Consider the following 23220-nt stretch of genomic DNA (forward strand, 5'->3'; position numbering starts at 1 on the left):
TTAACGCGTATCATCCCTAAGCTGCAATTCCCACATCCGCTGGTACTGCCCACGCAGTGCCAGCAATTCCGCATGAGTCCCCTGCTCCACCACCTTACCGCCATCCATCACCAGAATCCGGTCGGCATCGACAATCGTCGACAGCCGGTGTGCAATCATCAGCGTGGTGTAACGCCCGGCGACTTCGTGCAAGGTCTGCTGGATCGCCTGTTCGGTCGCACTATCCAGTGACGAGGTAGCTTCGTCGAAAATCAGGATCGGGGGTTTCTTCAAAATGGCACGGGCAATCGCCACCCGCTGTTTTTCGCCGCCGGACAGTTTCAAGCCACGTTCACCCACCATCGTATCCCACCCGTCTGGCAGGCTGTCGATGAAACGGCGGATGTGTGCCATGTCGGCGGCTTTTTCCAACTCGGCCTGCGTCGCTTGCGGATTGCCGTATTGCAGGTTGTAGCGAATGCTGTCGTTGAACAGCACCGTATCCTGCGGCACGATACCAATCGCTTTGCGCAAACTGGCCTGACTCACCCCCGCAATATCTTGCCCATCAATCAGAATGCGTCCGCCCGTCACGTCATAGAAACGGTACAGCAAGCGTGAAAGCGTCGATTTTCCCGCGCCGCTATGCCCAACCACGGCAAGTTTCGCCCCGGCCGGTACGCTAAACGACACACCCTGCAAAATCGGGCGTTCCGGCTGATAGGCAAAATTCACGTCTTCAAAGCGGATTTCACCCTGTGTCACCTGCAATTCGCCCACACCCGGCCTGTCTTGCACTTCCTGCGGGGTTTCGAGCAAGCGGAATACCATGTCCATATCCGCCAGCGTGTATTTTACTTGCCGATACACAATGCCCAGCGCCCCCAGCGGCAAAAACAATTGCAGCATAAAGGCATTCACCATCACCAGATCGCCGATGCTCATGCTGCCCGTCGCCACACCATTCGCCGCAAAAAACATAATGATCGTGACACCGATGCCGATGATCGACGACTGCCCAAAATTCAGCAAGGACATCGAAGTCTGGCTCTTGACCGCCGATTCTTCCCACTGTCCCAACGTGCTGTCGTAACGCCCCAACTCCAGCTTTTCGTTATTGAAGTATTTGACCGTCTCGTAATTGATCAGACTATCAATCGCCTGATTGCTGGATTGCGAATCCAGCCGGTTCATTTCGTGGCGATGATCCATGCGCCACTCGGTAATTTTGACGGTGAAAAACACATAAACCGCCACCGTCGCGAACGTCACCAGCGCAAACACGGGCGCGTAGTTCTTCAACATGATCACCGCCACCAAGGTGAATTCCACCGCAATCGGGATAATGCTGAACACCATGAAATTCATCAGGGTGCTAACCGAGCTAGTGCCACGCTCAAGGTCGCGGCTGATCGCGCCGGTCTTGCGTTCCAAATGGAAGCGTAACGACAAATTGTGCAAATGTTCCAGCACCCGCACCGACAGCTTGCGCATTGCGTGGTAGCGTACCCGCGCAAACACCGTGTCGCGTAACTCATTGAACAAGGCACTCGCCAACCGCAATGCGCCGTAACCCAGCAGCAAAATGACAGGCAACACCAACACCTGCTCAGGCTTGCCTTGCAACGCATCCACGATGTCCTTGAGAATGACCGGCACACCCACGTTCGCCACTTTGGAAAGGATCAGGCAAACCAGCGCAAACAGCGCCCGCCCCCGGTATTCCCACAAAAAGGGCAGCATGGATTGCAGATTATGCCAGTCACGGCGGCTGCCCACAGGGCGTTCAGTACGGTTAGGAACCATGGCGTTGCTGTATCCGGTTACAAGATGGCGAGGATAATAGCGTGAAATCACACAGCAATCGCGTTATTTCACACGTCTGCATTAGTACATTATCCATTAATAAACTTGTAAATCAGCAATTTAAGCATTGGCACTTTACTTGCTATCCGTTAACCAAGTAACAGATTTTGAAAGGTTTAGCCATGCAACACACCCTTGCCCGTTTGACACTCCTGAGTTCCCTACTGATGTTAAGCGCGGTGGCGAATGCCGAAGACACCTTGGTCATTGACATCAAATCCACCAAAAAAGCCCCCTCCCCCAACGAAGCCGCGCCATTGTCAGCGGAACGCAGCGCGGTGTTACCTGCGGATGGTGGCGATTTCCTCAAGCAATTGAACGGCGTATCCGCTAGCCGGTTTGGCGGGCGCGGGCTGGAACCGATTATTCGCGGGCAATCCCAAACCCAGTTGAATGTGTTGCTGGACGGTGCTTACGTCCACGGCGGCTGCCCCAATCGCATGGACCCACCCGCGAGTTGGGCAGCACTGGAAACCTACGAAAAAGTCACTGTGGAAAAAGGCGTGCAAACCCTGCAACACGGTTCTGGCGGCAGTGGCGGCACGGTACTGTTCGAGCGCGATACCCGCAGCATCCTTGACCCGGACGGCGGCTGGAGTGGCAAAGCCTCCGCCACCACCATGAGTAATGGTGTCAAACACGACGTTTCCGCCGATGTCACCAAAGCCTTCACGAAAGGCTATGCGCGTGTTTTCACACAGGATCGCGAAGCAAGCAATTACGAAGACGGCGATGGCAACGAAGTACGCTCCTCCTACAAACACCAGCAACAAGGCATCGTACTCGGCGCAACCCCCACCCCCGAGCGCCTGCTGGAATACAGCTACGAAAACAATGACTTTTCCGACGCCCTTTACCCCGGCGCCAGCATGGACAGCCCGGAAGAATCCGGCTCCATCCAGCGCCTCAAATATCAGGACAAGCTCGACGGCAAGATCAACAGCGTGGAGGCGGAAGTTTACCTCAGCGAAATTGACCACCTGATGGACAATTACAGCCTGCGCACCCAAACCGGCACAAAAATGGCCGTTCCCACCACCTCCGACACCACCGGCGGCAAACTAGCGCTAAAATCAACCCTCGGCAAAACCGACGTTACCTATGGCGTGAACGTGCAAAACCGCGACCGTAATGCCACGATGAAAAACATGTCGATGGGCGGCACAGTAACTGGCCTGATGTGGCCGGGCGCAACCACCGACCAGACCGGCGTTTTCGCCGAAGCGGAAACCCCGCTTGGCACTGCGGACAAACTAAAATACGGTGTGCGGGTTGATCAGGTAAAAGCAGCAGCCTCCAAAGCCAGCACCGTCGCAGGTGGGCGCACCGCCAACCAGAATTACACCGCCATTTACGGCTACGGCGCGACGGACAAGGAAGAAACCCATGTGGGTGGCTTGCTGCGTTACGAAAAATCCCTCAATGCCACCACCACCGCGTTTGCCGGGGCAAGCCGCAGCATGCGCACGGCCGATGAAACCGAACGCTTCATCAACAAATGGGGCGCAACCGCCGCCGATCGCTGGGTCGGCAACCCTGACATCAAACCGGAAAAGCACAACCAGCTTGACCTTGGCCTCAGCCAGCAACGCGGCAATATCCGCTGGACAGGCACGGTTTTCGCCGACAAGGTAGACGATTACATCTTGCGTGACAAAGTAACCAGCGGCGCACAAACGGGCGCACAGATTTACCGTAACGTTGATGCCGAACTGCTCGGCGCGGAATGGGGGGCAGAAACCAAGTTGACCCAGAAACTACGGCTTTCCGGCGATGTCGCCTACGTCAAGCGCACCAATACCACGGATGACCGCCCGATTGCGCAAACGCCTCCTGTCAACGGCAAACTGCAACTGGATTACAACGGCGGCAAATGGAGCGGCGGCACACGGGTACGCTTCGCGGCCGGGCAAGACCGCATTGATACCGCCATGATCGGCGCCACCGAAGTCGGCGACAGCGCGGGTTACGGCGTGGTGGATGCTTACGGGCGTTATAGCCTCAACAAATCGACGAAAGCACGCTTTGGAGTGGATAATCTGCTCGATAAAACCTATTCCGAGCACGTCAGTCGCCGTAATCTGGACTTGGGTGGTACGATTGAGCGTGTCAACGAAGCGGGGCGCAGCGCCTGGCTGAAACTCGAAACCGAATTCTGATTAAGATTTGCTTCAAGAAAGGATATAACCATGAAACCTGTTTACCGTATCGCGGTGTTAAGCGCCCTGATTTCCCTGTTGGTCGCTTGCGGCGAAAAAACTGCCGAGAACAAAGCCCCAGAAGCAGCCAGCCCAACCCCCGCCGCCAGCACGGAAGCCAAGCCAGCCAGTGCCAGCAAAGCAGCGGACGGCATCACCGTTGAAAACCCGTTTGCTCGCGCCGTGCCGCCGGGTCAGCCTAACAGCGCCTCGTTCATGACGCTGGTGAATAGCTCTGACGTTGATCATAGCGTCAAATCGGCTGCCAGCCCGGTCGCTGCCACGGTAGAGTTACACACTCACACCAACAACAACGGCGTGATGGAAATGCGTCAGGTTGAGCAGATCGACATTCCTGCCAAAGGTCGAGTGGAATTGAAACCGGGTGGCCTGCACATCATGCTGATTGGCTTGAAACAAGATATGAAGGTGGGTGAAAACGCACCGATTACCCTAACCTTTGAAGACGGCAGCACGACTACGACCGATGCCCCGATTCAGGAAATCACCCCACAAATGCACTAAATCTTACACGACGCTGCGCGGCAGCAAGGGTTGGCGTGCACCCGGAATGCGTCCGAAGCCGACCAAACGGTGTTGCCAGTAACCGCTCAGTTTACTGACCATAATGGGTTTTCCGGTGCGGGGGGCGTGGACGAATTTGTCCGCGCCCAGATAAATCCCCACATGGCTGACCCGTGAACCGCGTGTTTTGAAGAAGACTAGATCGCCGCGCCCGGCCTCTTTTTTAGAGACTTTCTCGGCAACCTTGTACTGGGCTGCTGCTGTGCGTGGAATCTCCACACTTGCGCCCTGCCCAAAGGAATACTGGGTCAGGCCGCTGCAATCAAAGCCTTTCATCGGGGTATTGCCGCCCCAGCAGTAACCTTTGCCACATTGCTTGAGCGCACAAAACGCCACTTTATCAAGCGTGGTACTGGCTACGGCTTTGGTAGGTAATGGTGCTGGCACTGGCGCAGTGATTGAGGCGGAGACGGGAGCGGGGGCTTTCTGCAAGGTGGTGGGCTGTGGCTTGGCAGGGACAGGCACTTGCTTGACGCGAGCGGCTTGTTTGATCGGGGCTGGTGCAGCTTTGGCTGGCTGGATGGTTTGCATAGGCAATATATCTGCCACACGAGGCGGGTTCAAACCACACCCCGTCAAGGTCAACATCGCGGAACCCAACACGGAATATTTCAACACTGACACATCACTAACGGACATCACTCACTCCTCCTCAGCTTGTGGCTTACCTACAAGGTGTGGCAGAGAAAGGGTGAGTGTGCCGAGCGTTTCCGACCTGAGGTCTAAAAGTGACGCTAGACTGCTTGCTTCTTCATGCGGTAATTGAGCGCATCGCGGCTGATGCCAAGTAAGCGGGCAGCGTGGGTTTTATTGTTCTGGGTACGTTCCAACGCCTGATTCAGCAAGTCACGTTCCAAATCTTCCAGATTGATGCCTGTTTCAGGCAGGCTGAAGGGTGCTGCGCTAAATTGTGGCGCGGCGGAACGGATTTCCAACGGCAGATTGGTTAGACCGATGTCGCGACCTGCCAGCAGGATGCTGAGGCGTTCACACAGATTGCGTAGTTCACGCACATTGCCTTTCCACGCATGGCGCAACAGGTGTTGGCGGGCTTCTTTGGCCAGACTCGCGACAGGCAGTTTGTGCTGTGCTGCGAATTGCGTGAGGAAATGCTTACCCAGCAGCTCAATGTCTTCCTTACGCTCACGCAACGCGGGCAATTCGACCGGAATGATATTGAGGCGGTAAAACAAATCCTGACGGAATGCGCCCGTTTGCGCCAGCGCGTACAGGTCGCGGTGGGTGGCGGCGAAAACCCGTACATTCAGGCGTTTCGGTTGGGTTTCACCCAAGGGGAGGATTTCGCCGGATTCGAGGAAACGCAGCAGTTTGGCTTGCAGCGTCAAGGGCAATTCGCCGATTTCATCGAGGAACAGCGTACCGCCCTCTGCCGCACCAATCAGGCCGAGGTGCTGGCTATCCGCGCCGGTGAAAGCGCCTTTACGATGCCCAAACAGCAGCGACTCTGCCAACGTTTCTGGTAGTGCGGCACAATTGACGGTAATGAAGGCTTGTTTGCAGCGCGGGCTGGTCGCGTGCATGGCGCGGGCAACCAATTCCTTGCCCGTGCCGGACTCGCCGGTAATCAGCACGCTGGCGTCGGTCTGGGCAATCAAGTGTGCGGAACGCAACACGGCCTCCATCAGCGGGGAACGGGTGAGAATGTCGTCAAATTGCATAGTAACGCCTGCCATTTTCGTCTATGTTCAAGGTAATCTCGGGTAATTTAGCATTATTTTGCCAGAGTTCATCATGACTTAGCGCAGGTTTTTTGAAATTAGGAGGTAACGCGTGTTAATTGGCATTGACCTTGGTGGAACCAAAATCGAAGTATTATTGCTGGATGAGACAGGCCATGAGGTTTTCCGTAAACGCTTACCCACGCCACAAGGCCAATACGCCGCGATTTTGCAGACCATCAAACAACTGGTGGATGAAGCGGAACAGCACGCCGGACAAACCTGCACCGTGGGTATCGGCACACCCGGTGCGATTTCACCCGCCACGGGTTTGATAAAAAACGCCAATTCGGTGGTGTTGAATGGCAAACCCTTGCCGACGGATCTGGAGAACCTGCTGCAACGCCCAATAAAAACCGAAAATGATGCCAACTGTTTAGCCCTGTCCGAAGCTACCGACGGCGCGGGTGCTGGGGCGGCGGTCGTCTTCGCGGTGATTGTGGGAACAGGCACAGGCGCGGGTATCGTGGTACACGGCAAGGTGTTGACGGGCGCGAACGCCATTGCCGGGGAGTGGGGGCATAACCCATTACCGTGGCCTACTGCGAGCGAGTTACCCGGCAAACCGTGCTATTGCGGCCAACAGGGCTGTATCGAAACTTGGCTTTCTGGGGTAGGTTTTGAGGCGGAATACCGCTTGGCAACGGGTAGTAAACGCGCATCGGCTGACATTGTGAGGCTTGCGGAACAGGGTGATACGCAGGCTGAAGCCCTGATGCAGGCTTACGAGGAACGCATGGCAAAAAGCCTTGCCCACGTCATCAATATCCTCGACCCGGATGTCATCGTGCTGGGCGGGGGCATGTCGAATATCCAGCGGCTATATACCAATGTACCGCAACGCTGGGGGAAATACGTGTTTTCTGATCAGGTGAGCACCCGGCTGGTTGCGCCCCAGTTTGGGGATTCGAGCGGCGTGCGTGGTGCAGCTTGGCTAGGTGCTAGCTCCCCCCCCGGTAAAAGTGGTTATTAACTCCTGTCACAACGGGTGCGGCGGCGACCGCTTGGGGGCGGGGCGTATTCACAGGCAAACGTAACACTTTTGGTCTAACAGGCATGATTGGCTGAATACCCAAACGTCCCAGACTCGCCTGATGCTCAATCGCTGCTTCGGCACGAAACCGAATCAACTGATTTTCTGAAAACGAACAAGAACCGCCCTGCGTCTCCAGCAAGCTACGCAGGGCAGCTTCCCCCTGATCTCGATGATGGGTGCAATGGGTAAGTTTGCCAGCATTAACCGCAAAGCGGCAGGACGTATTATTATCCGTGGCGATATAAAACGTGCCGGTTTGTTTGTGCCCAAGCACGCTAGCCAACTGGGTCAGGATCTGATCCAAGGTGAGTGGTGAATGCCTTTCCATAGAACTCTCTCGTAGTAATCCGCTAATTATTGGTGGTTACTGGAGAGGTAGCAATAACCGTACCACATCACCAAAATCTTCTGGCGGAATTGCTTCAAGCATCAAAGCTTCATGGGTATGAGGGTGAGTCAAGTGCAGGCTGGACGCGTGCAACAACAGGCGCTGGCAGGCAAATTGCTCACGGAACAAGCTATTGTGCTTGCCATCACCGTGGGTAGTATCACCAACAATCGGGTGAAAAATATGCTTCATGTGGCGGCGCAACTGGTGCTTACGCCCGGTTTTGGGTTGTAATTCCAGCAATGAATAGCGGGCGCTAGCATAACGCCCTACAGGATAAGGCAGTTCCGTCGTTGCTAGCCGTCGGTAATGGGTAATAGCTTCCTGCGCGAGCTTGTCCTGATTCGCATGGGCATCAGAAAGCTTATCCAACTCTTCTTTCAGCGGGTAATCAATGATGCCACTGGCATCAGTATGCCCGCGCACCACCGCAAGGTAAGTTTTTTGCACCAACCCGGCAATGAATTGTGCATTCAACAAACGGGCGGTGTTGCTGTCGAGTGCAAACAGCAACACCCCGGAGGTGGGCTTATCGAGACGATGTACCGGGTAAACTTTCTGCCCGATCTGGTCACGGGTAAGCTGAATGGCAAACCGGGTTTCGTGGCGGTCAATCAGGCTGCGGTGAACCAGCAGCCCGGACGGTTTGTTAATGGCAACAAGGTATTCGTCACGGTAGAGGATTTCTAAAATATCCATATTGCCACACCACCTGAAACCTTAGGCATAACCAAACAAGTTAATGGCAACAATCAGCACCACTAGGAACAACAAGGTCATAATCCCGCCCGCCCGGATGAAGTCCGGCACGCGATACCCCGCAGGCCCCATGATCAAGGCATTCACCTGATGGGTAGGGATAATGAAGGAGTTGGAAGTCGCCAGCGCCACAATCAGCGCAAATACCGAAGGGTTCGCCCCTACCCCAAGCGCAATGTTCACCGCCAGCGGCACCAGCAATACGGTTGCGCCCACATTCGACATTACCAGCGAAAACAGGGTAGCGAGGACAGCGACTGCCGCCTGTATCACCCAGATGGGCATGTGCCCGACCACCATCAGGACGCTTTCCGCAATCCATTTGGCTGTGCCGGTCGATTCCACCGCATAACCCAGCGGGATCAGGCTAGCCAACAGGAAAACCGTTTTCCACGATACCGCTTTATAGGCTTCATCAATGTTCAACACCCCTGCGAGCACCATGCCAATCGCGCCCGTCATCAGGGCAACCGACAGTTTCAGATCAGTAAACAGCACCAACGTCAGGGCAATCGTAAAAAAGGTCAGTGCCCAACCCACTTTGGAAGGACGCATTTCTTCGGCACGCGGAAAATCATTGGTCACAACGATAAAATCACGGTCTTTTTCCAAACGTTCCAGCGCAGGCCAAGTGGTATACACCAGCAGCATGTCGCCCGCCTGAAAAGGAATTGCGCGAATTTCCTCGACCTTTTCATCTTCTGCATTCAGCACTTCGCCATTACGCAAAATACCCATCAGGGAAATGCCATAGCGCTTACGCAGCCACACATCAATCGCGGATTTGCCAATCAGGTTGGAGCTGGCAGGAATCACGACTTCGGCAATACCGCCACTTTTATCGGAAAGCAGATCACCAAAAGTCCGGGTACGGGAGTGTTTTTGCAACCCGGCCTTTTCGACAAAAGTCTCTTCCCGTTGTGGCAAGGTCAGCAAGCCAAGGGTCTGGCCTTTACGAAACTCAATGTCACGATCCAGCGCATCCACGCCAGTACGGATTTGCGTGCCGTCTTTCAGGGCAATAACCCGGACATGGAATTCTTTTTCGACATCCAGTAGTTTGCGCCCCAGCAGTGGGCTGTTGTTTTTCAATTCCATTTCCGAGAGCGTGAGGGAAATACCGTAATTGCGCTTGAGGTAGTCCAGCGTGCTTTCTTTCTCAGTGGTGCGTGCCGCGACATTGGGCAATACAAAGCGCCCCGCCACCACGAAATACAGGATACCCACCACCACCAGCGTCAGGCCGATAGGTGTCACATCAAAAATTTGCCAAGTATGTAATTGTGAGGCTTCCGGCAAATGCTTGTTGGAAGTCAGAATCAAATCATTCAGCAAAATCAACGGGCTGGAGCCAATCATGGTAACAGTACCGCCCAAAATCGCACAGAAGCCCATCGGCATCAGCAAACGCGACATCGGGATGCCGGAACGGTTAGAAATACGGTTCACCACCGGCAAAAACAGCGCTGCCGCCCCCACGTTCTGCATGAAGGATGAAATGAACGCCACCGTCCCGGAAATAATCGGGATAATGCTTTTTTCTCTGGTTCCGCCAATCCGCAGGATGAAAGCAGCAACCTTGGTCATCAGGCCAGTTTTATCCAGCCCTGCGCCAATGATCATGACCGCAATGATCGACATGACCGCATTACTGGAAAAGCCCGCAAACAGGTGATCATAGGGAACCAACGCTTTACTCAACCCCATAATCGGTGCCAGCAGTGTGGTCAACCCTAGCAGCACCATGATGACGATCGCAGCCACATCCACACTGACGACTTCAAACGCAAACAGGTAAACCGTCAGCATCAGGATGGTAACCACCCAGGCAACCCCGGCTGACGGTGCAATATAAGCAAGCAACACCGCCGCCAGCGGAAACAGTAAGGCTGCAAGCGTTTTGGTTCTCGACGATTTGGTTGTATTTGGCATGGTCCCTCCCCAGAGCACATAAAATGAGGAGCCATACTACGCTAATTAGCAAGGTATTTCAGGTTAAAAACACACCTAGGGACTAACATTAATAAGAACAAGCAAACTGAGGAGGAACACCATGAAAACCATAAAACAGGTACTGGTCAAGAAAGGCCATGACATTTACAGCACCGACCCCAGTGTGTCAGTCATTGATGCGGTCAAGGTAATGGCTGAGAAAAAAGTCGGCGCGTTACTGGTATTGGAAGGTGGCAAGCTCAAAGGCATTATTTCAGAGCAGGATTACACCCGCAAAGTGATCCTGACCTGTCTTGATGCCGATCAAATGTGCGTCGGGGACATTATGACCACGCAAATCATCGTCACCAAGCCTGACCAGCCGATTCAGGAAGTCATGGCCATCATGACCGACCGCCGCATCCGCCACCTGCCGGTGATGCAGGATGGCGAACTGGTCGGGCTGATTTCCATTGGCGATCTGGTCAAGGAAGTAATTTCCGAGCAACAGTTTATTATCGCCCAACTGGAAAACTACATTCAGGGGTGAAAGCCGCCTGAATTCAGTCGTTTGCCAAGGTCAAACCGGGGTGTACCTTGCGGTATGCCGCCAGCAGGCTTTGGTGCGTCTCACAACCCTGCAACTCCAGCGTTGGCGCAGCAATACCCCAGAAGCGCAAGCTGCCATCCAGCAAACCCTGTGCCTGTTGCAGCGCGGTTGCACCATACAGCAAGCCGATATTGGGCGAATATCCTTCCACATCATCCATATCCAGCAAGGCTTCGATGCAACGGTAAGCCCGGCGGCGCTCGTCGCTGATCTGCTCGAAATGGCGAATCCATTGGCAACCTTCACGGATAGCATCTTCATCATGCATCGCCAGCGCCAACAGGGTTTTCAACTCGCCTACCCGCAAATCAGCCCACAAGGAACCCGCATCCGGTGCCAGCCCGATCAATGCCGCCACCGGCTGATGGTCATCCAGCCCCAGTTCCTCGATGGTATCGTACAGCTCGGTGCATTCCTCATCGTCCAGATCTGGCAAGTGCAGAATCGCTTCACGCACCGCATTGCCCGTGCTGTTGTTATCCCACTCCAGATCTTCAATCTGATAAATCTCGGACATTTCCGGCACAATAATCCGGCAGGCGTACACCCCCAGATGTTCGTAATCCATGATGTAAACGTCGAAATCTTCAGCATGGAGACGCTCCAGCAAGTACTGGCATTCCGCTTCGGTCGTGCCGCTGAAATCCCAGTCGACGAATTCATGGTCAGGCTCACTCCACAGAAAATCCCAATGGATCGGCCCGCTGGAATCAATGAAATGGGTTTCCAGATTTTGCGGGCTGGCCACATCTTCCAGCTCGAAACTGGGTTCGGAAAAACCTGCCAAACGATCCAGCGCCCTGCCCTGCAATAACTCGGTCAAGGCACGCTCCAGCGCCACTTCAAAACGCGGATGCGCCCCGAAACTGGCGTAACAACCTTGATCATCCGGGTTCAGCAAAGTCACACACATGACCGGGTATGCCCCACCCAGTGATGCATCTTTCACCAGAATGCCAAAACCAGCCTCGCGCAATGCCTGAATACCTGCCTGAATCGAGGAATAACGGGCAATAACGTCCTCCGGTACATCCGGCAGACAGATTCCCTCAGCAATAATACGGAACTTGATGTGGCGCTCGAAAATTTCTGACAATGCTTGAGTACGCGCTTCCGTTTTGGTATTGCCCGCCGACATACCGTTGCTGACGTACAGGTTGCCGATGACATTGACCGGGAACCACACGGTTTTGCCATCCTGTTGACGCACGAAAGGTAATGTGCAAATGCCACGCTCTTCGTTACCAGAATTTAGATCCACCAACTTACTGGCATCCAGCGCGGTTTCGGGGTCGTAAAAACTCAAGGTATCGTCGTCCAGCAAGCCTTCCGGCAGGTTACCGCTGTCATCCAATGCAAACCATTTTTCCTGGGGGTGGTGCACAAAATTGCTGGCGGCGATGGTTTTGCCCAGATAAAAATCAGCCCAGAAATAGTTGGTGCTGAGGCGCTCGAAGTATTCGCCCAAAGCACTCGCCAAGGCAGCCTTGGCTGACGAGCCTTTGCCATTGGTGAACAACATCGGGCAGTCACGGTCACGGATATGCACCGACCAGACATTGGCAACGGGGTTCAGCCACGAGGCTTCTTCGATAGTAAAGCCCAGCTTTTGTAACTTTTCCTGCATCAGTGCTGTCGAAGTTTCCAGAGCGGCGTCTTTTCCCGGAATAAAGGTTTGTGCTTGCATGGGGGAACTCGGTTGGTAGTGGGTCATGAAACTTTAGGTGAACTATTTTAGCGCACTGCACAAACAGGCGTCTTGTTATTCGTTATAATCAGAGGATATTGTTATGGCAACTTGTTGCAGCCCCGATATAAAAATAGGCGGAAAGGGAGTTTGTATGTCACGGAATGACTATTCCATCAAAAATTGGTTAATTATTATACTACTGGTAATGTTACTCATCGCAGGTTTGGCACTATTTGCCCATCAGTTACGCGGGGCACAGGCCGATACCCCCCCCGACGGTCTGCGGGAATTACGTGCCAGCTTATTGACCGACCCTGGCAGTGTGGGGGGTAGCTGGCTGCGCACGCTCAACCCCACTGTCAAAAATGTGCAAGGTGATTTGGTCTGGAATAGTACACAACAGCAAGGCGTCATGCGGCTGCTGGACTTGCCCAAGCCCAAGGCAGGCACGTTTTATCAGTTGTGGTTATATGATGCACTGGGGGAAAATCAGGAGCCAGTATCAGGCGGTATCCTGCAACAAGGCTCAGGCAAAACAGAACTGTTTGCCCCAATCAAGACCACCGTGACGGTACAAGAGCCTTATAAGTTTGAGTTAAAGCTGCAAACCAGCAATGATGCAGCCAATGGAAACATTCTATTGATGGTACAACCCTAAAACTTCTGCACCAAAGCTTGAGGTTGGACTGGCGAATGCTGGCTGGAAGACAAAATAGTATTCATACCCAGCGAAAATATCGCCAAAATGCCGAACATTTGAACAATTTCAGGCACAGGTAACTGCAAAACACTTAAGCCATAAAAAAAAGCGACCATTACAAACGCTAATGCATCAATCCAGTTTTCGCGTGTTGACTGTATTATTTTATAAAAATCGTTAATCATTGTTGAACTCCCTCTAGCATCTCCGTGCTAATAAAATATCCATGATAGTATAAACTATAACCAGACTACCCAACGATGCTTTAACCTTACCTTAATGTTTCAATGAATTATTGTATACCCCCCATTAGGTGATTATGCTTAAGGCATTTTAGCTAGACAGGCATGACCCATGAGCGAGAACACCCCGGTTGAATTCACCGCGAGCGACGATTCGCGTCAACTCCTCAAAAATGAATTGGCACAACGCCAGGCACAGTTAATGCAACTGACCCCCGCCAGCAACCCGCTGGAACGCGCCAGTGTGCAATACGCCATTGCCGAAGTCATGCTGGAACTGGAAGAGCCGGGAATGCGCGAAGCCGCGTGGGGCATGACCCGCGAATCGTTTGAAATATTCCGTGACCATGAACAATGGGAAGATGCAGTGCGTTGCTGTGATGTGCTGTTCCGCTGCGACCTGCCAGCGTCTATCCCCGCTTTGGGTAACGGTTTGTGGTTGGCGGTCACTTACCCGATTGACCCTCAAGTAACCATTATGATGCTCAATAACCTGATTGACGCGACTCCACCGCAAGCCGATGGCGCAGCCGTAGCCGCTACCGTCGCGCACTACATCGCCGATTTACGGCTGGAAGGTGAACAACGCGACAGTGTCATGTTCCTCACCAGCGCCATGCTGGCCAAAGTGGCAGAACGCCACAGCAACGTCAATTCACAGGAAGCCATGAATTTGTGGCTGAACAAGCTGGATCTGCTCAACCCCAAAGTATTCCTGCCGCGTCTGGGGCAAGTGATTGATGCCATTACGGAAGGTCAATGGTGGTACGACCGGGATGCATTACGTGCCCGCCTACCTGTGCATTAAAACGTTATAAAAGAAAACGACTGTTCGATTAAATAACGGACAGTCGTTTCCATGATGGCTTATTGCTTGTTGCCAATAAAAAACAACACATCATTAACTGAACTATTCAAGGTAACACTGAACAGTCGATTATTAGCTGGGTTTAAATAAGCCGAGCCTTTACTATTGGTACTTCTGCCACTATTTCTTTCACTGCAATTAACGCCATAATCAATGGAAACGTTATAAGCATTGCCCCGTACTGTCGGCGAAACATTGCCGGTAAAAGTACACCCATCAGTGCGGCTGCCGCTCAGTTGCCCAGCTTCGTAAATAACCAATGTTGTATCCCGACTACCATTTGCCAGACTGGTGCTTGTCCCGCTGTATGTTCCACGGATGGCGGCAAGGCTGGGCGTCAAATTATAACGGCCGTCATGCGTCGTATTCAGGGCAATGATGCCACTGGGAATATCGGTATACGTCAACGAAGCCTGCAAGCTGGACTGGGCGGTATAACTGCCAGTCCAGGTGAGGGGCATTAATGCGCTTGTTTCAAAGTTGAAATCCTTGCCATTGCTGGAGGTGATTTTCCCGTTGCTTGACAGGCTATTCCCCACCACTACACCCGCCACGCTGGCATTACTACCTGCGGGTGAATACAACATCCAGTAAAAACCACTACTCAGAAGCAGAACAGTCACCGACCTGCCGTTATCCGTGCTCCCCTGCCACAAACCCTCGGCATTCAGTACGCTATTAGCCGTGGCCGTACTGCTACCAGCGCCAGCACCTGTCAGCACCGTAGCGGTACTACCAGCATTGGTGATGCCAGACGTGTTAGCGCTGTTGGTAGTACTGGTCGTGCTAACAACATAGGGTGTCAAGCTATTGCTGGCAGTGGAACCGCTCAGCGTTGAGCCACTTCCGCCGCCACCACAAGCGGAAACACCCAGAGCCGCCAATAAGGAAAGTACTAAAATACGAATTTTCATGAAGCAAGCCATCCTGAAACTGTGTGAGTTACCTGACATCACACAGTAGTACGGCTGCCCGTTTAGCGGCGGGGATTACTGGCTAAAGTAGCGATAGTGTCCGATGATCGGCCAAAAAAACAAAGCATCCTCGACATTCGTGCCGTAAGCGATATTGTGCCCCATTAGCGGACGTCCATCTGAGGTGACGTAATGCGTGACCAGACCAATATGCGCCTGCCCTTTACCCAAATCCCACGCCACCACATCGCCCGGCTGGTAATCTGCCGGATTTTGGGTAATCGGCAACGACTTGCCTTGGCGCTCGAAAAACCGCATCAGGTTGTATACCCGGCGATGGTCGATATTCGTATCGGGGTTTTTCAAACCCCACTTGCTCGGATACGCACCAAAATTCCGGCGCATGTCTTCGTGCAATGCCTGCTGCAAGTCAACGCCTTGAGCACGGAATGCCCGCACAATCACATCCGCGCATACCCCGGTTGATTCCGGCACATCGCCACCGGGGTATTTGAGATTAACGTAAGCGGGGTCATACCCACGAGTTACCTCTACTTGTTGGTACACCGACTCCAGCAATTTTCTCACCGGCTCAGGCGGCTTCGGCTCCAGCACAGGCGGCGGTTCCGGCGGCTTGATAACGGGTGGCGGTATAATAATCTGCGGCGGCACGACGGGCGGCAACATAAAGCGCCGATACGCATCCCAGCCCAGATACAGGATCAACAGCAGCAAAAACAACCAGACGAAATACCGCATAAAACGCCGCACCTGTTTATACCGTCACGAAAATGTGACCGTCTTCGACACTGACCGGGTAAGTTTTCAGGGGAATTTCGGCAGGTTCGGCCATGGGTGCGCCGGTTTTAACGCTGAATTCTGCGCCATGCAGGGAACATTGCACCCGATCACCGTGCAAGCAACCGAGGTACAGCGAAGCATCTTCGTGGGTACACATATCGTCTACCGCGTAAAATTCACCATCCACATGGCAGACGAGGATGCGTTTGCCATTGCCTACGTCGACCCGTTTCATCTTTCCGGGTTTGATTTCGTTTATACTGCCAGCATCGAGTCGGGAGTTGTTCATGAGTGCATCTAACCAAAATGTGTGGATTATGGGGTGTGGTGACATTGGTCGCCGTGTCGGACGGTTATACCAAAACGAGGGAACCAAGGCTATAGGCTGGGTGCGCGGTGAGGAATCCTTGCGGCTGGGTCTGGAACAAGGTTTAGCCATGCGTCAGGGCGATGTGGATCGCGGCAGCTTCTTCCCAATTTTCGCGTTGGATGAAGCGCCAGTCTACTGGTTCATGCCGCCACAACCCCGTGGGGAAACCGATGACCGGATACGGCGTTTCCTCAAAGCGGTCGATGCAGCCCCCAAACGGGTGGTATTAATCAGCACTACCGGCGTCTACGGTGATTGCGCAGGCCGCTGGATCGACGAAACCGAACCGCTGAAACCCGTGGCTGACCGCGCCAAACGCCGTGTCGATGCTGAAAACACCGTGCAGGAATGGGCAGCACGTTTTGGCGGTGACATCGTGATTTTGCGCGTCCCCGGTATTTACGCCCCCGACCGCTTACCGCTGGAGCGCCTTAAACGCGGCGAACCCGTGCTGCATGAGGCCGAAGCGCCGTGGACCAACCGCATCCACGCCGATGACTTGGCAATGGTGTGTAAATGGGCAATGGAAACTGCCCCCGCCGGAGCGATTTACAACGCCACCGACGGCCACCCTTCCACCATGACCGATTATTTCAACCAAGTGGCGGATTACGCCGGGTTGTCGCGCCCCCCGCAAATCCGCATGGCAGAAGCGCAAGCTGCCATGAGCGCCGGAATGCTCTCGTATTTGCAGGAATCACGGCGTATTCGTAACGATAAACTGTTGACTGAATTAGGTATCCCGTTAAAGTACCCGTCCCTGACCGCTGGTCTGGGCATGTTGAAAGGATAGAACCATGATTGATTACGCAAACGACGACGAAGAAGACGATTACATCAGCCGCAGCCACTTCAAGCGCGAAGCCGAAGCGATGCAAGCCTTGGGCGAGCGCCTGATTACCCTGCGCAAAGAGCAGCTTGACCAACTGGATTTATCCGAAAAGCTCTATGATTCGATTTTGCTGGCACAACGCCTGACCGCTAACGGAGCCATCCGCCGCCAGCGCCAGTTCATCGGCAAGTTGATGCGTACTGAAATTCTCGAACCCATCGAAGCCAAACTGGCGGAATGGGATCGCGGTAGCAAAGCCGAAATTGCCCGCTTGCACCGCTTGGAACGCTGGCGTGATCGCTTGATTAGCGATGACAAGATGCTGAATACTTGGCTACAAGAGTATCCAGACACCGACGTGCAACGGATGCGCAGCCTGATCCGCAACGCACAGAAGGAAAGCGAGCTGAAAAAGCCACCGAAAAGCAGCCGTGAATTATTCAAGCTGCTCCGGGAAATCACCGACCACGAATCGTTACGCTAAGCAGATTTTAATCGTACTCGGTATCTTTCCAAATACGTAACACCGCGAATACGTCTTCCGGGGTATGGGTTTCACGCCCCGCGATTTCTTCGGCTTGGGCAATGACTTCGGGAATGTGGGTACGCAAAAACGGGTTGGTTTCAAACTCGCGCCCCAGCTCAAACGGCACGGTTGGGTAGCCTGCATCCAATAGCGCCCAACATTCTTCCATACGGACATCCAGCGCGGCATTATCAGGCTCGACCCATTTGGCGAAACCGATATTGTCCACGGTGTATTCGTGGGTGCAATACACCTGCGTATCGGCTGGCAGCGTGGCAATGCGTTGCAGCGAATGGAACAAGTCATCCAGCGTGCCATCGAACACCCGCCCGCAACCGTTGGCAAACAGGGTATCGCCACAGAACAGGCTACCTTCCCCGTAATACACAATGTGTCCGGCGGTATGCCCCGGCAATTCCATCACGCTGAAACTCAGCCCCAACGACTCAAGGTTAAGCTGCTCGCCTTCCGCCAATGGATGACTGACGAGCGGAATACGTTCATTCACCGGGCCATACACGGGTAAGCCGGGGTAGGCTTGCAGCAATTTTTCAATGCCACCCACATGATCGCGATGATGATGTGTGATCAGGATAGCGACCGGCTGCATGTTCAAGCGCTGAAGTGCCTCAAGCACCGGAGCAGCATCACCGGGGTCGACAATCGCGGCTTGCTGGGCGGCCTCATTGCTGATCAGCCAGATGTAATTATCAGTAAAAGCGGGTATTGGGGTTACTTGCATCATAAAAAGACACCTTATTCAGGGTTTCAGCAGTTAGACTATAATGCTCACTGCCTTATAATCGCATATTTACCAGCACATCGGGCGGATTTTCAGATGAATACACGCACAGGCCAGCTTTACATTGTTTCAGCACCTTCCGGCGCAGGCAAATCCAGTCTGCTCAACGCTTTGCGCGAGCGCGTCGACCATCTGGCGGTATCGGTTTCACACACCACCCGCCAGCCGCGCCCCGGCGAACAAGATGGCATACACTACCATTTCACCCCAGTAGACGTATTCCGCCAACAAGTGGCAGACGGCAATTTCCTCGAATACGCGCAAGTGTTTGATAACTACTACGGCACTTCACGCCTGTCGGTGGATGCCTTACGCGAAACCGGCAAGGATGTGATCCTCGAAATTGACTGGCAAGGAGCACAGCAAGTCCGCGAACGCGCGGATGTCACCAGCATTTTCATCCTGCCCCCTAGCATTGCGGCCTTGAGCGAACGCCTGCACGGGCGCGGGCAAGACAGTGCCGAAACCATCCAACGGCGGATGCGTGATGCACAAGCTGAAATGTCGCACTACCCCGAATACGATTACCTGATCATCAACGACGATTTTGAAACGGCACTGGCGCAACTGGCCTGCATCTTCCAGAGCGAACGCCTGAAACTCACCTCGCAAATCCAACAGCATCAGGCATTGCTGACTGATTTGGTCGGCTGATGGCTTTCAACGTTGTTAAATTCTCGCGGCGCTGGCTGGCTTTTCTGCCGGATAGTCGGCGGCTGGAACTCTACCCACCTTGGTGGATGATGCGTATCAAGGTGTTGAAGCTGGACAATGACTGGCGACACATCCGCATTCGCCTACCGCTGACGTGGATTTCGCGCAATATGGGCGGCAGCATGTTTGGTGGCTTTCAGGCATCGTTGGCTGACCCGATTGCACCGCTGGCGTGCTCGAAAGTCTTCCCGGAATACCATGTGTGGACACGGCATTTGAGTGTGGATTTCGTGCGCCCCGGCATTACCGATATGGAATTGCGCTTTGATTTTCCGCCCGACACCGAAGTGGCTATTCGGGCAGAACTGGAAAGGCGTGGGCGTAGCACACCGAGCTTTGAATATGGCTTATACGACAACCAAGGGCGGCTATGCACCAAGGTTGTGTGTGTAGTCGCCATCCGCCCAGCAGGGTATCTGGCGCAAATCGGCTCAGCCGCGTAATGGTGCAGGACTAGCGTGAGCGACCACGGGGTGAGGGTGGACGTTTACCACCACCCGCACCCGCAGGGCTGGCTGGACGCGCCAAACTCGCTCGCCGTGAGGAAGGATGGCTTCCGCCAATCACGCCACGACGACCAGATTCAGCCGGTTTCGCCGCAGCTCCCGGTCTTGGCCCGCCGGATGAGCGTGATGGACGCGAGGAACGTTCTGGACGCTCTGCATTGAAATCAGAACCATCTTCAAACTGCATATCGACCAAACCGTAGAGCTTGCGTAATTCGCGCACTTCCAGCTCTTTGTAATGCCCGCTGCGTAAGTAACGCGGCAGCATCAGGTTGCCGTAACGCACCCGAATCAGGCGACTGATTTTCACGCCTTGGGATTCCCACAAACGGCGCACTTCGCGGTTGCGGCCTTCTGCCAGCACCACGTGATACCAATGGTTCAAGCCTTCGCCGCCAGCATCCTTGATGCGGATGAAGTTGGCTTTGCCGTCTTCCAACTCCACGCCTTCCTGCAAGCGGATCAGCATTTCATTGTCAACCTGACCCATGACCCGGCAAGCGTATTCGCGCTCAATTTCCGAGGAAGGATGCATCAGTTTGTTGGCCAGTTCGCCGTCGGTAGTGAACAGCAGCAAACCGTCGGTATTGATGTCGAGACGCCCGATCATAATCCAGCGCCCGGCGCGGATTTTCGGCAAGTTATCAAACACCGTGGGGCGGCCTTCCGGGTCACTGAGGGTACACATTTCGCCCGCAGGCTTGTGGTACATCAGCACTTTATGGGTGGCATGGATGCGCGAACTCAAGTGCAGGCGCTGACCGCGCAAGGTGACTTGATCGTTTTCGTCAATCGCCTGCCCGGATTCGGCACGATTACCGTTCACCAGAATTTCGCCAGCGTTGACCATGCGCTCGATTTCACGGCGTGAGCCATAACCAGCGCGGGAGAGGAGTTTTTGGATGCGTTCTTTCATGCGGGGAATATTACGCCTATTTCCCCCAGTAGTCTTGCAGGAGATTATGGCATTGCACAAGCTGAGCTACACTCGCGCGATTCGACTACCCTGAGAGTATCCATGACTGCTGTTGCCCACACTGATACGCTTGTTAAAAGCACCACTTGCTACGAATGCGATGCCAATTGCCTGTTCGATGTCACCATCGACGCGAGCGGACGCGCCATCAAGGTGGAAGGCTTACCCAACTGTCCACGCGGACAGCTACAACTGGAACGCCAATACCACCCCGATCGCCTGCTCTACCCGTTGAAACGGGTCGGCGCGAAAGGCTCTGGCGAATTCGAGCGCATCAGTTGGGAGGAAGCGCTCGACACCATCGCCGCCCACTTGCAGCAAACCAAAGCCGCACACGGCGCACCCGCTGTCGGTTTCTTCGCCGGATACACCAAGGAAGCCCGCCCGCAATTGCAGCGCCTCGCGCACGCTTTCGGCAGCCCCAATTACCTCACCGAATCCGGCTGCTGTTTTTCGGCAACGATGGTGGCGGAAAAACTCACTTACGGTTACAAGCTCAAAACCACCTCCACGGTTGAATCGCCCAAAACCCGTTGTGTGTTGGTGTGGTCAACCAACGCTTCCGGCTCGATTCCACCGTTTGAAAACCACCACCTTGCCAGCCGCAAAAAAGGCCGCAAGATGATCGTGGTCGACCCGCGCCGCACCGAAACCGCTGAACTGGCCGACATTCACCTGCAAATCCGCCCCGGCACGGATGGCGCACTCGCGCTCGGTTTCCACCACCTGATATTCAAAAACGGCTGGCAAGATCAGGCGTTTCTGGATGAATGGGCGAATGGGCTGGATGCTTTCCGTGATTATATTCAAGCATTCCCGCCGGAACGGGTTGCGGCGATTTGTGGGATTAGTGAGGCGGATTTATGTGCAGCGGTTGAACTGTTTGCCACCACCCACCCGGCGCAAATTGCCATGTCGCCGACCTCCACCGTGCAGCACAGCAACGGTTTCCAGAACCACCGCGCGATGATTTTGCTGTCGGCAGTCACGGGCAATATCGACCGGGAAGGCGGCAACCGCTTCTTCAACGACAAAGTATTGCCCAAGCCAATTGAGCTGTTCGACGTGTGCAAAAACGAACTGCCACCACGCATTGGCGACGAAGTGTTCCCGATCTGGACAAAATACTGGCCTGCCGCGCAAAGCATGTTGATGCCGGATTGCATCCTCGAAGGCAAGCCGCAGCCGCTCAAAACCTTGCTGGCAATGGGCATTAATACTGCGATGTGGGCAAACTCCAAACGCATGGAACAGGCACTCGGCGCACTCGACTTTTTCGCCGTCTCTGATTTTTTCCACAACCCGGCCACCTTGCAAGCCGATATTGTGCTGCCTGCCGCCACCAGTCTGGAACGCACCGCGCTGATTGCTTACCCCGGCTGTGCGTATCAAGGGGAGGTCAAATACCGCCACCAAGCCCTGCCGCCACGCGGTGAAGCCAAACCGGATGGACAAATCTTCCTCGAACTCGGCGTCAAACTCGGCATGGCGGAACAGTTCTGGCACGGCAATCTCGCCGCGTCGTGGGAAGAAATGGGCGAAGGTTTACCCGACGACATCCGTAAAGAAGCGTGGGAAAACCCGGCGGGTGTGACCGTTTACAGCCCGGTCATCGAGGAGTTGGTGGACATGGGCTTTCTGGATGCTGACCGCCAATGGCGCATCAACGGCTTCCGCACCGCGACCGGCAAAATCGAATTCGATTCGGTAGAGTTGAAAGCGCACGGCTACGATGGCTTGCCGACGTATCGCGAACCGATGGAAAGCCCGCTGTCGACCCCAGAATTGCTGGCGGATTATCCGTTAGTGCTGACGTCTGGTGGGCGGCAAAAGTTTTTCACCCATTCGCAGCAGCACAATGTCGCGGCGATGCTGGCGTATGACCCGCATCCACGGGTACAGCTTCACCCGGATGATGCGGCTGCACGCGGCATAAGTACGGGCGATGCAGTGGAAGTACGTTCCGCGCGGGGGATGGTGCAATTTCGCGCCGATGTGACCGACATTATGAAACCGGGCGTGGCGCATTGCTTCCACGGCTGGAATGAGGCGAATGTGAATGAGCTGACCGACGATCAACACCTTGACCCGATTAGTGGATTTCCGCCGTTTAAATCGTTGTTGTGTGAGGTGCGCAAGGTGGCGGAAGGTTAAAAAATTTCTGATAATATCACGTATAATCATATT

24 protein-coding genes are annotated in these 23220 nt (G+C 54.2%); 11 read left to right on the forward strand and 13 right to left on the reverse strand.

From position 1 onward, the window contains the following. Positions 1-1785, reverse strand: a complete 1785-nt coding sequence (locus J9253_RS13870; RefSeq protein ID WP_210221517.1) for an ABCB family ABC transporter ATP-binding protein/permease — start codon at positions 1783-1785, stop codon at positions 1-3. A gap of 182 nt (positions 1786-1967) precedes the next feature. On the opposite strand from J9253_RS13870, the gene J9253_RS13875 reads away from it, so the two are divergent. Together J9253_RS13875 and J9253_RS13880 are read left to right on the forward strand one after the other, a co-directional pair. Then, positions 1968-4004, forward strand: a complete 2037-nt coding sequence (locus J9253_RS13875) for a TonB-dependent copper receptor (RefSeq protein ID WP_210221518.1) — start codon at positions 1968-1970, stop codon at positions 4002-4004. A 30-nt stretch (positions 4005-4034) separates the two neighbouring features. Further along, complete coding sequence (locus J9253_RS13880; RefSeq protein ID WP_210221519.1) at positions 4035-4568, forward strand: copper chaperone PCu(A)C; 534 nt, start codon at positions 4035-4037, stop codon at positions 4566-4568. Between the two features lie 3 nt (positions 4569-4571). Here the strand turns inward: J9253_RS13880 and J9253_RS21005 are convergent, their stop codons facing one another. After that, positions 4572-5267 carry a C40 family peptidase gene (locus tag J9253_RS21005; RefSeq protein WP_228291387.1) on the reverse strand — a complete coding sequence of 232 codons (696 nt, stop codon included), beginning with the start codon at positions 5265-5267 and terminating at the stop codon, positions 4572-4574. A 95-nt stretch (positions 5268-5362) separates the two neighbouring features. After that, complete coding sequence (locus J9253_RS13890) at positions 5363-6307, reverse strand: sigma-54 interaction domain-containing protein (protein ID WP_210221520.1); 945 nt, start codon at positions 6305-6307, stop codon at positions 5363-5365. Positions 6308-6419: 112 nt separating this feature from the next. Between J9253_RS13890 and J9253_RS13895 the strand changes: the two genes are divergently transcribed. Beyond that, on the forward strand, positions 6420-7340 hold the full coding sequence (locus J9253_RS13895) for an ROK family protein (protein WP_210221521.1): 921 nt from the start codon (positions 6420-6422) through the stop codon (positions 7338-7340). On the opposite strand, the gene J9253_RS13900 is transcribed toward J9253_RS13895, so the two are convergent. The 3 genes from J9253_RS13900 to J9253_RS13910 are packed head-to-tail and all read right to left on the reverse strand — an operon-like array spanning position 7309 to position 10482. Continuing rightward, positions 7309-7731, reverse strand: coding sequence for a hypothetical protein (locus J9253_RS13900; protein ID WP_210221522.1), 423 nt, complete (start codon positions 7729-7731; stop codon positions 7309-7311). The genes J9253_RS13895 and J9253_RS13900 overlap by 32 nt on opposite strands. A gap of 36 nt (positions 7732-7767) precedes the next feature. Continuing rightward, positions 7768-8490 (reverse strand): tRNA pseudouridine(65) synthase TruC, encoded by a 723-nt coding sequence (truC, locus tag J9253_RS13905; protein WP_228291388.1) that lies wholly within the window; start codon positions 8488-8490, stop codon positions 7768-7770. A 21-nt stretch (positions 8491-8511) separates the two neighbouring features. After that, a complete protein-coding gene (locus J9253_RS13910) occupies positions 8512-10482 on the reverse strand; it encodes an SLC13 family permease (protein WP_210221523.1) in 1971 nt (656 codons plus the stop codon). A gap of 121 nt (positions 10483-10603) precedes the next feature. Between J9253_RS13910 and J9253_RS13915 the strand changes: the two genes are divergently transcribed. Beyond that, positions 10604-11032: a CBS domain-containing protein gene (locus J9253_RS13915; protein ID WP_210221524.1), complete on the forward strand. Its 429-nt coding sequence runs from the start codon at positions 10604-10606 to the stop codon at positions 11030-11032. A gap of 13 nt (positions 11033-11045) precedes the next feature. Here the strand turns inward: J9253_RS13915 and ycaO are convergent, their stop codons facing one another. Continuing rightward, positions 11046-12779, reverse strand: a complete 1734-nt coding sequence (gene ycaO / locus J9253_RS13920; RefSeq protein WP_210221525.1) for a 30S ribosomal protein S12 methylthiotransferase accessory factor YcaO — start codon at positions 12777-12779, stop codon at positions 11046-11048. Between the two features lie 154 nt (positions 12780-12933). Here ycaO and J9253_RS13925 point away from each other — a divergent pair, with 154 nt between their 5' ends. Further along, entirely contained in the window at positions 12934-13440 is a 507-nt protein-coding gene (locus J9253_RS13925) for an anti-sigma factor (protein WP_210221526.1), read from the forward strand. Here the strand turns inward: J9253_RS13925 and J9253_RS13930 are convergent. Then, complete coding sequence (locus tag J9253_RS13930; RefSeq protein WP_210221527.1) at positions 13437-13667, reverse strand: hypothetical protein; 231 nt, start codon at positions 13665-13667, stop codon at positions 13437-13439. The two genes, J9253_RS13925 and J9253_RS13930, sit on opposite strands and share 4 nt — an antisense overlap. A 169-nt stretch (positions 13668-13836) precedes the next feature. On the opposite strand from J9253_RS13930, the gene J9253_RS13935 reads away from it, so the two are divergent. Then, positions 13837-14532 (forward strand): hypothetical protein, encoded by a 696-nt coding sequence (locus J9253_RS13935; RefSeq protein ID WP_210221528.1) that lies wholly within the window; start codon positions 13837-13839, stop codon positions 14530-14532. Between the two features lie 59 nt (positions 14533-14591). Here the strand turns inward: J9253_RS13935 and J9253_RS13940 are convergent, their stop codons facing one another. From J9253_RS13940 to J9253_RS13950, 3 genes are all read right to left on the reverse strand, one after another. Continuing rightward, positions 14592-15506 carry a hypothetical protein gene (locus tag J9253_RS13940; RefSeq protein ID WP_210221529.1) on the reverse strand — a complete coding sequence of 305 codons (915 nt, stop codon included), beginning with the start codon at positions 15504-15506 and terminating at the stop codon, positions 14592-14594. 75 nt (positions 15507-15581) lie between these two features. Next, on the reverse strand, positions 15582-16265 hold the full coding sequence (locus tag J9253_RS13945) for a DUF1287 domain-containing protein (protein ID WP_210221530.1): 684 nt from the start codon (positions 16263-16265) through the stop codon (positions 15582-15584). Between the two features lie 16 nt (positions 16266-16281). Beyond that, positions 16282-16641, reverse strand: a complete 360-nt coding sequence (locus J9253_RS13950) for a non-heme iron oxygenase ferredoxin subunit (protein WP_323128847.1) — start codon at positions 16639-16641, stop codon at positions 16282-16284. Here J9253_RS13950 and J9253_RS13955 point away from each other — a divergent pair. Beyond that, entirely contained in the window at positions 16595-17470 is an 876-nt protein-coding gene (locus J9253_RS13955; RefSeq protein WP_228291389.1) for an SDR family oxidoreductase, read from the forward strand. The two genes, J9253_RS13950 and J9253_RS13955, sit on opposite strands and share 47 nt — an antisense overlap. A 4-nt stretch (positions 17471-17474) precedes the next feature. Further along, positions 17475-17993 carry a ribosome biogenesis factor YjgA gene (yjgA, locus tag J9253_RS13960; protein ID WP_210221531.1) on the forward strand — a complete coding sequence of 173 codons (519 nt, stop codon included), beginning with the start codon at positions 17475-17477 and terminating at the stop codon, positions 17991-17993. 7 nt (positions 17994-18000) lie between these two features. On the opposite strand, the gene gloB is transcribed toward yjgA, so the two are convergent. Continuing rightward, positions 18001-18780 carry a hydroxyacylglutathione hydrolase gene (gene gloB, locus J9253_RS13965; RefSeq protein WP_210221532.1) on the reverse strand — a complete coding sequence of 260 codons (780 nt, stop codon included), beginning with the start codon at positions 18778-18780 and terminating at the stop codon, positions 18001-18003. Positions 18781-18873: 93 nt separating this feature from the next. Here gloB and gmk point away from each other — a divergent pair, with 93 nt between their 5' ends. Further along, complete coding sequence (gmk, locus tag J9253_RS13970; RefSeq protein WP_210221533.1) at positions 18874-19491, forward strand: guanylate kinase; 618 nt, start codon at positions 18874-18876, stop codon at positions 19489-19491. Continuing rightward, the gene (locus J9253_RS13975; RefSeq protein WP_210221534.1) at positions 19491-19994 is read left to right on the forward strand and encodes a PaaI family thioesterase; all 504 of its coding nucleotides are present in this window, start codon (positions 19491-19493) and stop codon (positions 19992-19994) included. The genes gmk and J9253_RS13975 overlap by 1 nt, the downstream gene beginning before the upstream one ends. A gap of 10 nt (positions 19995-20004) precedes the next feature. Here J9253_RS13975 and rluB read toward each other — a convergent pair whose 3' ends face one another. Next, positions 20005-20973: a 23S rRNA pseudouridine(2605) synthase RluB gene (gene rluB, locus J9253_RS13980; RefSeq protein WP_051543418.1), complete on the reverse strand. Its 969-nt coding sequence runs from the start codon at positions 20971-20973 to the stop codon at positions 20005-20007. A gap of 102 nt (positions 20974-21075) precedes the next feature. Between rluB and J9253_RS13985 the strand changes: the two genes are divergently transcribed. Next, on the forward strand, positions 21076-23187 hold the full coding sequence (locus tag J9253_RS13985) for a molybdopterin-containing oxidoreductase family protein (RefSeq protein ID WP_210221535.1): 2112 nt from the start codon (positions 21076-21078) through the stop codon (positions 23185-23187). Positions 23188-23220 lie beyond the last annotated feature (33 nt).

Source organism: Thiothrix litoralis (assembly GCF_017901135.1).
GTDB lineage: Bacteria > Pseudomonadota > Gammaproteobacteria > Thiotrichales > Thiotrichaceae > Thiothrix > Thiothrix litoralis.

Excerpts from the sequence above, each read along its gene's own strand:
- J9253_RS13870 (WP_210221517.1), bottom strand. The coding sequence starts at position 1,785 with ATGGTTCCTAACCGTACTGAACGCCCTGTGGGCAGCCGCCGTGACTGG.
- J9253_RS13875 (WP_210221518.1), top strand. The coding sequence starts at position 1,968 with ATGCAACACACCCTTGCCCGTTTGACACTCCTGAGTTCCCTACTGATG.
- J9253_RS13880 (WP_210221519.1), top strand. The coding sequence starts at position 4,035 with ATGAAACCTGTTTACCGTATCGCGGTGTTAAGCGCCCTGATTTCCCTG.
- J9253_RS21005 (WP_228291387.1), bottom strand. The coding sequence starts at position 5,267 with ATGTCCGTTAGTGATGTGTCAGTGTTGAAATATTCCGTGTTGGGTTCC.
- J9253_RS13890 (WP_210221520.1), bottom strand. The coding sequence starts at position 6,307 with ATGCAATTTGACGACATTCTCACCCGTTCCCCGCTGATGGAGGCCGTG.
- J9253_RS13900 (WP_210221522.1), bottom strand. The coding sequence starts at position 7,731 with ATGGAAAGGCATTCACCACTCACCTTGGATCAGATCCTGACCCAGTTG.
- truC (WP_228291388.1), bottom strand. The coding sequence starts at position 8,490 with ATGGATATTTTAGAAATCCTCTACCGTGACGAATACCTTGTTGCCATT.
- J9253_RS13910 (WP_210221523.1), bottom strand. The coding sequence starts at position 10,482 with ATGCCAAATACAACCAAATCGTCGAGAACCAAAACGCTTGCAGCCTTA.
- J9253_RS13915 (WP_210221524.1), top strand. The coding sequence starts at position 10,604 with ATGAAAACCATAAAACAGGTACTGGTCAAGAAAGGCCATGACATTTAC.
- ycaO (WP_210221525.1), bottom strand. The coding sequence starts at position 12,779 with ATGCAAGCACAAACCTTTATTCCGGGAAAAGACGCCGCTCTGGAAACT.
- J9253_RS13925 (WP_210221526.1), top strand. The coding sequence starts at position 12,934 with ATGTCACGGAATGACTATTCCATCAAAAATTGGTTAATTATTATACTA.
- J9253_RS13930 (WP_210221527.1), bottom strand. The coding sequence starts at position 13,667 with ATGATTAACGATTTTTATAAAATAATACAGTCAACACGCGAAAACTGG.
- J9253_RS13935 (WP_210221528.1), top strand. The coding sequence starts at position 13,837 with ATGAGCGAGAACACCCCGGTTGAATTCACCGCGAGCGACGATTCGCGT.
- J9253_RS13940 (WP_210221529.1), bottom strand. The coding sequence starts at position 15,506 with ATGAAAATTCGTATTTTAGTACTTTCCTTATTGGCGGCTCTGGGTGTT.
- J9253_RS13945 (WP_210221530.1), bottom strand. The coding sequence starts at position 16,265 with ATGCGGTATTTCGTCTGGTTGTTTTTGCTGCTGTTGATCCTGTATCTG.
- J9253_RS13955 (WP_228291389.1), top strand. The coding sequence starts at position 16,595 with ATGAGTGCATCTAACCAAAATGTGTGGATTATGGGGTGTGGTGACATT.
- J9253_RS13950 (WP_323128847.1), bottom strand. The coding sequence starts at position 16,641 with ATGTCACCACACCCCATAATCCACACATTTTGGTTAGATGCACTCATG.
- yjgA (WP_210221531.1), top strand. The coding sequence starts at position 17,475 with ATGATTGATTACGCAAACGACGACGAAGAAGACGATTACATCAGCCGC.
- gloB (WP_210221532.1), bottom strand. The coding sequence starts at position 18,780 with ATGATGCAAGTAACCCCAATACCCGCTTTTACTGATAATTACATCTGG.
- gmk (WP_210221533.1), top strand. The coding sequence starts at position 18,874 with ATGAATACACGCACAGGCCAGCTTTACATTGTTTCAGCACCTTCCGGC.
- J9253_RS13975 (WP_210221534.1), top strand. The coding sequence starts at position 19,491 with ATGGCTTTCAACGTTGTTAAATTCTCGCGGCGCTGGCTGGCTTTTCTG.
- rluB (WP_051543418.1), bottom strand. The coding sequence starts at position 20,973 with ATGAAAGAACGCATCCAAAAACTCCTCTCCCGCGCTGGTTATGGCTCA.
- J9253_RS13985 (WP_210221535.1), top strand. The coding sequence starts at position 21,076 with ATGACTGCTGTTGCCCACACTGATACGCTTGTTAAAAGCACCACTTGC.